The following is an 8,194-nucleotide window of genomic DNA, read 5'->3' on the forward strand; positions in this document are numbered from 1 at the left end:
ATGAGCCAAGGGGTCTGTCCCCCTGGCTCCCCTTGGGTCTTTCAAAAGAAACCAAATATAGAATAGCCCTAGCTAGTAAGTTTTTCTGCTTTAGGCTTAAACATATAATTTCTCAGTACAATAGATACTAAACTCAATATCAAAAATAATAATCCACCTAATACGACATATTGTGTACCCATTCCTGATATAAATAGGCCACCTACTGTTGTTCCAATGGTTATACCTAAATTACTACCCGATAGAAATAATCCATTTGCGAGATCAGGAGATTCTGGAGCCGCAGATGTAATCCAATATTGACTGACATTATTACCTATGGCAAATAATATCCCCCACAACAATATTATAATCATCATAGTTCCCATAGATTTCCCCGTAAGGAATGACAATAGATGCACAAGTCCTAATGCAACAGGAAAAATTGTGGCTGTTTTAATAGCATTTTTAGAAAGGAAATTTCCACCTGCAATAGTTCCAACTAGACTGGCTAAGCCAAATATTAATAATGCCAACGTTAGAAGGTTCCCCGTGACATTAGTAACTGTTTCGAGATATTCTGTAATGAAGCTATTTATACTTGAAAATGACGATCCTATAAATACCACTGTAGCAATAGCTAACCAAACGACTGGCTTTTTCAATACACTTATTTGAGTTCCATACGTCATTCGTTCTTTAACTGGTAAAGATGGAACAAATATCAAAGTAGCTATGAAAGCAACAGCATTTACTATTGCGAAAAATAAAAACGATATCTCTAAAGAAGTTTGATTAGCAATATAATTAGTGATTGGTACACCAAGTATCATCCCAGCATTCACGCCAAAAATTACTTTTGCGACAGCCTTTGGTGCCTCTTCCTTTTTAACGGATGCAGCAGCTACCGTTAAAGCCAAAGCACAATAAACGGGATGAAAAAAAGCAGGAATCACACGCACAATAAGCAAAATAGTAAAATCAGTTACAAAAATCGAAATAATATTACCTACAACAAATATACCAAGTACAAGCAGCATGACAAACTTACGATTAATGCCTGAAAATAACAATGGCATAATGGGACCAGATATTGCTACAGCGAGTGCAAAGAGACTCACTAACAACCCTGCTTTAGCTACACTTATATCAAAATGTTCGGCAATGGAAGGTAATACCCCTATGACTCCCAACTCGGTAGTTAGGATACCGAAAACTCCTATGGCCAATATAAATATAAGCAGTCTATTCTGTTTAGACATTAAGTTTAATCCTTTCTTTTCGTTAATTTTTTTGACACACCCCACTTTTATCGTCGACCAAAAGATTTACTAAAAGATATTCCGGACTGCACAATCTGACGGGCATGTTTCAGACGAAGAGATTCATATTTCAAAAGAGCATTAGCTGCGGCGGCTCCTTCTATACCCTTTCCAACACACTCGGCTAAGGTAGCAGCATCTTGTAATGAAGCATTAAATCCCGATGCAGTTAATGGTGTAGGTAGATGTGCAGCATCTCCAACGATCGCTATACGTCCTTTCACAAGAATATCAGGAACGTATTCGGCAATCGGAGTTCCAATAAAGTTACGTGATTGTATACTATGAAGAATTGCGTCTAACCATGGTTGGTCCCACCTAACTGAAGCCTTGTCGGCAAGTTCAATTAATGTATGTTCTGGGACATCAGCGGCATTTAGTGAATGTCGTACAATGCTTCCCTCAACACATCCCAAACCTCGCAATAAATCATTTTGAGTGTTATCGTACCAAGCCCATCCTAGTCGTCGTTCTCCTAAAGCTGTAGAACCGTCTGATCCAGCAATAATCGTACCAAGCAAAAAGTCACCGATCCCATCTGGCATACTAAACTTCGGGGCATTAAGGCTCGGTCGACTTTTTCCCGGTATGTCTTTCTCATCAACAATTGATATCCATATCATGTATCCCGCGAAAGCTGCATTCGGTTTATGGGGTGCTACTATGCGACGTACGGTACTTTTGTGGCCATCGGCACCTATCAATATATCTCCGCGGAATGTTTCCCCCTTTTCGGTCACAACCCAAGCAGAATCGTTATCCTGATTTACAGTTTGAACACGTGTATCATAACGCAAGTCTATTTTAGGGTCAGCTTCAGCTTCTCTGCGTAATCGAAACTGTATAGATGACCATGCCTCAGCTGACCTTATTCCACCAGAAGCAAGTTTCCTTAAGAGCTTCGCTGTTTCAGTTTGATCAATTTCCCCACTGTCAACTTGAAGAACAGCTCCACTTCGGGGTTTCGCTCCAACTCTCTCTAAAACTGTTACATTCATTCCAGCTTGCGAGAGAGCAATCCCTGTCATTAATCCAGAAAGCGAAGCACCGACAATGACAGCAGAATCTTTAGCTCCTTTGGCTGAATGGCTTTGGAGATTCTCTCTCATCATTGTTCTTTCTCCTTTTTAATTTTGTGGCTTTTAAAATTTGAAAAACCGAGTTTCCTTAATGGAAATCGAATCGGTTTTTCTTGGCTAAAAAATTACATAAAGCTGGCCGAATTAATATTTCATTGATCGCAACACTTTCACGTTTGTTAATCACATAAGCTACTGCATCTACAATATCCTCTGGCTTTAATGCAAATCCTTCTTTACTTGCATTTTCCTTCAACATTCCTATCAGGTTCTGGAAAACCACTACGCTTACTCAACAATTTGGTGTTCCCTTAGTCATGTACTTTTAAGCTGTTTAGCATTTCCGCTGGTGCAGCTCGTAAATAGTCTATTAATTCACTGTGTCCTAAATCTAAAGCAAAAACTTTTTCCATATCTTCGTTAGATAATTCAAAATCAAAAACATCCAAGTTTTGTTTCATATGATTTGGATTTGTTGATTTTGGAATCACTACGACACCTCGTTGAATATGCCAGCGTAATACAACTTGAGCTACTGATTTTCCATGAGCTTCTGCAATTTCTACTAATGTTGGATTCATGAAAATATTTTTACCGCCTTGGGCAAATGGTCCCCATGATTCAATTTGAACATCATATTTTTTCATGGTTTCAATGGCATTTTTTTGTTGAAAGAATGGGTGAGTTTCCACTTGGTTCAATACTGGAGCGACTTTATTATTGATAATTAAGTCCGCTAAGCGAGCATCGTCAAAGTTACTAACGCCAATCGCACGAACTTTTCCATCTTCATATAATTCTTCCATAGCACGCCATGCACCATAATAGTCACCAAATGGTTGATGAATTAAGTAAAGGTCTAAATAATCCAAACTCAATCTATCTAAAGAGGCTTCGTAAGCACCTTTCGCATCTTCGTAGCTGGCATCTTGAATCCATAATTTTGTGGTGATAAAAAATTCTTTACGAGGTACACCACTTTTAGCGATTGCTCGTCCAACAGCTTCTTCATTAAAGTAAGCAGCTGAAGTATCAAAAGAACGATACCCAGCTTTAATTGCCTCTCCGACGATTCGTTCACATTCTGCCATGTCCGTGATTTGATAAACGCCAAAACCGATAATTGGCATTTTTACTCCATTGTTTAAAGTTACGTATTCCATAATAAGTATCTCCTTTAAATTTTTTATTGATTTTCTGTATTTTAACTTGTTGAACCCATCCGCTGTTTCGGTTGTGAATTGGAAAACAGTTTACAGCTCATCCTGAATATGAGAGTGGCTGTTACATGGTAAACGAAGACCGCATATTTTTCACGAACTTAACAGGGAGACTCCAAACCTAATCTAGATTTCATCACCAATCTTATAATTACCCATCCATTTCACGATTTCAGGGTCCGTATGAGAAAAGAACAAACTCTTGCCCGTATCTAACGAACTAATATTTTCCATATCCTCTTGACTTAAATCAAAATCGAAGATATTGAAGTTTTCAATCATCCTTTCCTTATGAACGGATTTTGGAATCGCAATGACTCCTCTTTGTGTTAGCCAACGTAAAACTACCTGGGCAACAGATTTATTGTGCTTACCAGCGATTGATACTAAAATTCCATTCTGGAAGAGGTTATTTTTCCCTTCCGCAAATGGTCCCCACGACTCAATTTGAACGTTGTTCTCTTTCATGACTTTTTGACTCACGATTTGCTGGTTAAAAGGATGTGTTTCAACCTGATTTACTGCGGGAGCGACTTCATTATGAATGATTAAATCCACCAGACGATCAGGAGGGAAGTTACTAACTCCAATTGCCCTGATTTTACCTTCATGGTACAACTCCTCCATAGCTCGCCAAGAACCATAAACATCACCAAATGGCTGATGAATTAAATATAAATCTAAATAATCCAATTGCATTTTTTCTAGTGATTTTGCGAATGCTTTCTGTGTATTTTCGTATCCAGCATCCTGAACCCAAAGTTTTGTCGTAATAAATAGTTCTTTTCTAGGGACACCACTTCGTTTAATGGCTTTTCCCACTGCTTCCTCATTCAAATAAGTAGCAGCCGTATCAATTAAGCGATAACCTGCTTTAATAGCATCGTAGACAGCCTGTTCACATTGGCCATGATCTTCGATTTGAAAAACACCAAAGCCCAGTACTGGCATCTCCACACCATTGTTCAATATAACTTTTTGCATAAAATGATCCTCCAGTGCTCTTATTTTGTGTCAAGCCACTTCATCTCATATTGGATTTACAGTTTTAGCAAGCTTGTGCTAATATTAGCCTACTACCTTCGTGTTACACGAAGTCAACACTTTTGATTAATTGAAATTAATCAATGAGGAACTAAAGTACAAACTGATACATTTAAGTTAGCTTTTCTGTACATCGTTCTTTTCGGGATTAAATAATAGCAACTTGAACATTGACCATCCTATCACCTTCGGGTAACACGAATGCAAGTGGTTTTATAATTTTTTGGGGGAAGTGAGTAAAAATGTATACTGTGAAGGAAGTGTCCAAACTATTAGATCTGACTGAACATACCGTTCGTTTCTATACGGATAAAGGGTTAGTTCCAAGCGTACAGCGTGACAAAAACAACAATCGCCTTTTCAATCAAGAATCAATCAACTGGCTTATAGGTGTTAAATTTCTGAAACAATGTGGTATGTCGGTGGAAGACATTAAATCCTATGTAGATTTATGTTTGGAAGGTAATAGCACCATTCAGGAACGATATGAAATCATTCTGAAGCAGAATAAGATAGCTCAGGCTCAATTAGAGGAAGCAAAACGAACAGTAAAATATATGGAAGAGAAGGCAAGCCATTACCTTGATATTATCAATGGTGTGATGCCAGATGATATGAATCCTAGAGATTGGGAGTCAAAATATGCTAATAACCAGCTTAAAAAAAGTACAAGTTGATTTTCAAATGGAAATCGGCTTTTCCTATGTATTCAAAATTAATAACCAACCAATTTGTGAAGGAATGTACTTAAACTAAACTGCCCCGTTAGTTTAAGTGTATTACTTTACAATCTCAATAGAGTAAAGCCTATTGAGACATATTCAAATCATAAGACTTGTATCAAAGTACTTAACGTTGTAAATCCGCATTTTCCTGACTCTACCCCATTTTGGGTATACCCAGTCACTTTAATCGTTAAATTGCACCTGTTTGAGCTGTCCGTTTTTTTAAAACCAATAATTCAAAGACAAATCCTCATCAATCTCATCAATAAATTTAAGGAGTGCTATAACGTGATTGCAAATTAATTTGCTTTCACTCTTATTTAAGACTACATTATCGTGTGCGTAGCTTTCGTCATTTCTTACGTTGTTAAAGTTATTTAAGAGGTTTGTATTGGCCTTTAAAATTTGTAGTGTCATGTTCGATTCGATAACTCCGCTATCTTCGACATGCTTTCGATACTTGGCTAACAATGTATGTAACGAATCTTTCTTCACATATTCTAATTTATGCCTTTTACATAACTCTCTGAAGAAACGAATACTGAACGTATGCAATCTATCTAATGCCAGTTGCGGTTGATCATCTTGAAGCTTACTTCTAATTTCACTCGATAATATTTGAATAGCTTCAGAATTAACTACACTTAATTGTAAAAGAACATCCGAATCTTCGACTGTATCAAAATCTCTCGATAAGTCGGGTATGAATAAGACTCCTTTAATATCGAAACCTGCGTTACCAGGGATAAGTCTATCGCAAATAATTTCAACCTTTCTTTCTGCAGTTGAATTTAATTTATCTAAAATAGCTGGGTTTACGGAAAACTTAATGTTTACACCTTTCGCATTCCATCTACCTTTTCCATTAACATAATAAGAAGTGCCTAGATCATCAATCGTAATATCCGCCTTTTGTAGATACCCATATAGTTCTAACTCGTTATCCCTTTTTAGTTCCCCTAATACTCCGCTGAGTAACTTTTCTTCTGTAAACGGTAATTCATATGTAAAATCGCTCATTGTTCAATCCCCCTATTTTATCTTACATTATACGGTTTCTATCAATTTAAAAGGATTTAGCATAATTTTCTAAAAACCCCCCTTAACTATTTGCATCGTTTCTTCAATAAGGAATTCCACAAAAAAGAGCGTTAATCCTGCTGGTCAACGCACCCGTTAGTACTTACCTATGCTCCTTAATATTTTTTGTAGTATAATTTGAGTATAGATAAGGTTTTTCAGTTTTAAAAGTAGTTGCTTAAAGGAGTGAGAATTATGGGGGAAGCATGGGAAGAATTTAAAGTAAAAATAATGAAAAAATATCCTGAAAAAGATTGGTATTATGGTCCTGACTATGACCCTAAAAAGGTAGTTTTAAGATATGGTAAAATGAAAACATTAGAACAAATAAATGCATGGGATAATCACAGGTACGGAAACCCTGATGATAAAATAGTTCGAGCAATCATTTTGCGTAAAGGTCTTATTGGTGCAAGTGCTATTAGCGCTATTGGATATGGTGGATATAAGTTAATCTCACACTTAAAGTCTAAAAATGATGATAAGAAGAAAAAAGAAAAAGAAATGCTCTAGTCTAAAGTAAAGGCTAGAGCTTTTTTAATTTTTGACTATATAGAATGATATCGCTTTAACACTGATTCTTACGTTAATTCAAGAACCAACATTAAGTGATGTCAATACGCAACAGTTTTGAATCGCCCTTCTTCAACTATCCTGCCCCTTTAGCTTAATAAGGATTTCAACAAAGATATCTATTTCATCCGGGGTATACACCTAGGTATTTAAGATTCTAAGTCAAAACTCCCCGTTTCAATAAGGATCCCTTCTTTATGAAGCCTTTTATAATTATATGGAATTCGGCTTAATTCCTCACACTTTTCATTCCATATAATATTAATAAACCGAGATGCTTCTTGAAGGAAACATTCCGGATTCACATTCTCGTAACAATAACCTTCGTTAGGATATGTTTCCCCGCATCCGAATAACTCTAGAACATCTTCTTCGATTGCAATTGCACCAATCCTAAACTCATAAAGGGAATACAACTCGATAAGGAAATTAGTAAAGTCTTTTATTTCCTCTTTTTTTATTCCGATTTGGTCCAATTCAAACGCATCGAAGATAGATCCATAAAACCAGAAATTTACCATAATTGAATTTGAAGAAACCATTTCAATTTGTAAAGTCGCTTTTCGTTTCCTTGGTAAGTGAACGAATACTCTTAATTTTAATGAATGTATAAAATTTGTTTCTGGATCTTCCGCATCAAAGGGATAGCCTCTATCAAAAAAATCAATAATTTCATCAACGTTTTCGTCAATTATTTCAACCTTAGTCGTTAGCTTTGGCAACTTATTTATAATATCCTGTATTGCTTTCGATTTCACTTCCATTTCTTTAAATTCCAATAAGAAGCTAACTTCAAGAAAAGGTCCGCCTTGCCACCATTGGGGCCAATCCATTATGATTCCTCCTAAATCCGGGAAAATCTCTCTATTTTGATATGCTTCTTAAGCTAACCTGCCCCGTTTGTCGCATAAGAAAAGCACCCTAGTTTGGCAGCCGCTCTGGAACATAAGCATCCTTTGCTAAACAACCAGGTACTACAACGACCTACAACTAGCCATTTTTATCTTCTCTTTTTATTAAAATTTTTATAATTTGGCTCGTTGAAATAATAAGTGTAAACGCTAAAATAAAAGTTGACCACTTTAGCGGTTTTCGCTAACCAAAAAGTTGACCACCCTTAACACCCATCCCTTATCATAAGTTTGTCGAGAACTGTATGATTTGGGAGGAAA

9 protein-coding genes are annotated in these 8,194 nt (G+C 36.6%); 2 read left to right on the forward strand and 7 right to left on the reverse strand.

Annotated features, from left to right (window positions below; genetic code table 11):
* Window positions 1-68 precede the first annotated feature (68 nt).
* The 5 genes from LCM00_RS14345 to LCM00_RS14365 form a co-directional block, all read right to left on the reverse strand.
* On the reverse strand, window positions 69-1,241 hold the full coding sequence (locus LCM00_RS14345) for an MFS transporter (protein WP_224903229.1): 1,173 nt from the start codon (window positions 1,239-1,241) through the stop codon (window positions 69-71).
* Window positions 1,242-1,288: 47 nt separating this feature from the next.
* On the reverse strand, window positions 1,289-2,413 hold the full coding sequence (locus LCM00_RS14350; RefSeq protein ID WP_224903232.1) for an FAD-dependent monooxygenase: 1,125 nt from the start codon (window positions 2,411-2,413) through the stop codon (window positions 1,289-1,291).
* A 55-nt stretch (window positions 2,414-2,468) separates the two neighbouring features.
* A complete protein-coding gene (locus tag LCM00_RS14355; RefSeq protein ID WP_224903234.1) occupies window positions 2,469-2,639 on the reverse strand; it encodes a hypothetical protein in 171 nt (56 codons plus the stop codon).
* Window positions 2,640-2,691: 52 nt separating this feature from the next.
* Window positions 2,692-3,543 carry an aldo/keto reductase gene (locus LCM00_RS14360; protein ID WP_224903236.1) on the reverse strand — a complete coding sequence of 284 codons (852 nt, stop codon included), beginning with the start codon at window positions 3,541-3,543 and terminating at the stop codon, window positions 2,692-2,694.
* A gap of 183 nt (window positions 3,544-3,726) precedes the next feature.
* A complete protein-coding gene (locus LCM00_RS14365; RefSeq protein WP_224903239.1) occupies window positions 3,727-4,584 on the reverse strand; it encodes an aldo/keto reductase in 858 nt (285 codons plus the stop codon).
* Between the two features lie 302 nt (window positions 4,585-4,886).
* Here LCM00_RS14365 and LCM00_RS14370 point away from each other — a divergent pair, with 302 nt between their 5' ends.
* A complete protein-coding gene (locus LCM00_RS14370; protein ID WP_224903242.1) occupies window positions 4,887-5,321 on the forward strand; it encodes a MerR family transcriptional regulator in 435 nt (144 codons plus the stop codon).
* Between the two features lie 270 nt (window positions 5,322-5,591).
* Here LCM00_RS14370 and LCM00_RS14375 read toward each other — a convergent pair whose 3' ends face one another.
* A complete protein-coding gene (locus LCM00_RS14375; RefSeq protein WP_224903245.1) occupies window positions 5,592-6,389 on the reverse strand; it encodes an abortive infection family protein in 798 nt (265 codons plus the stop codon).
* A gap of 255 nt (window positions 6,390-6,644) precedes the next feature.
* Here LCM00_RS14375 and LCM00_RS14380 point away from each other — a divergent pair, with 255 nt between their 5' ends.
* A complete protein-coding gene (locus tag LCM00_RS14380; RefSeq protein WP_224903248.1) occupies window positions 6,645-6,962 on the forward strand; it encodes a hypothetical protein in 318 nt (105 codons plus the stop codon).
* 209 nt (window positions 6,963-7,171) lie between these two features.
* Here the strand turns inward: LCM00_RS14380 and LCM00_RS14385 are convergent, their stop codons facing one another.
* Window positions 7,172-7,855 (reverse strand): hypothetical protein, encoded by a 684-nt coding sequence (locus tag LCM00_RS14385; protein ID WP_224903251.1) that lies wholly within the window; start codon window positions 7,853-7,855, stop codon window positions 7,172-7,174.
* Between the last annotated feature and the right edge of the window lie 339 nt (window positions 7,856-8,194).

It is taken from the genome of Bacillus infantis, from assembly GCF_020171945.1.
Taxonomy (GTDB): domain Bacteria; phylum Bacillota; class Bacilli; order Bacillales; family Cytobacillaceae; genus Bacillus_AB; species Bacillus_AB infantis_A.

Excerpts from the sequence above, each read along its gene's own strand:
- LCM00_RS14355 (WP_224903234.1), bottom strand. The coding sequence starts at position 2,639 with ATGTTGAAGGAAAATGCAAGTAAAGAAGGATTTGCATTAAAGCCAGAG.
- LCM00_RS14380 (WP_224903248.1), top strand. The coding sequence starts at position 6,645 with ATGGGGGAAGCATGGGAAGAATTTAAAGTAAAAATAATGAAAAAATAT.
- LCM00_RS14385 (WP_224903251.1), bottom strand. The coding sequence starts at position 7,855 with ATGGATTGGCCCCAATGGTGGCAAGGCGGACCTTTTCTTGAAGTTAGC.
- LCM00_RS14360 (WP_224903236.1), bottom strand. The coding sequence starts at position 3,543 with ATGGAATACGTAACTTTAAACAATGGAGTAAAAATGCCAATTATCGGT.
- LCM00_RS14370 (WP_224903242.1), top strand. The coding sequence starts at position 4,887 with ATGTATACTGTGAAGGAAGTGTCCAAACTATTAGATCTGACTGAACAT.
- LCM00_RS14345 (WP_224903229.1), bottom strand. The coding sequence starts at position 1,241 with ATGTCTAAACAGAATAGACTGCTTATATTTATATTGGCCATAGGAGTT.
- LCM00_RS14365 (WP_224903239.1), bottom strand. The coding sequence starts at position 4,584 with ATGCAAAAAGTTATATTGAACAATGGTGTGGAGATGCCAGTACTGGGC.
- LCM00_RS14375 (WP_224903245.1), bottom strand. The coding sequence starts at position 6,389 with ATGAGCGATTTTACATATGAATTACCGTTTACAGAAGAAAAGTTACTC.
- LCM00_RS14350 (WP_224903232.1), bottom strand. The coding sequence starts at position 2,413 with ATGATGAGAGAGAATCTCCAAAGCCATTCAGCCAAAGGAGCTAAAGAT.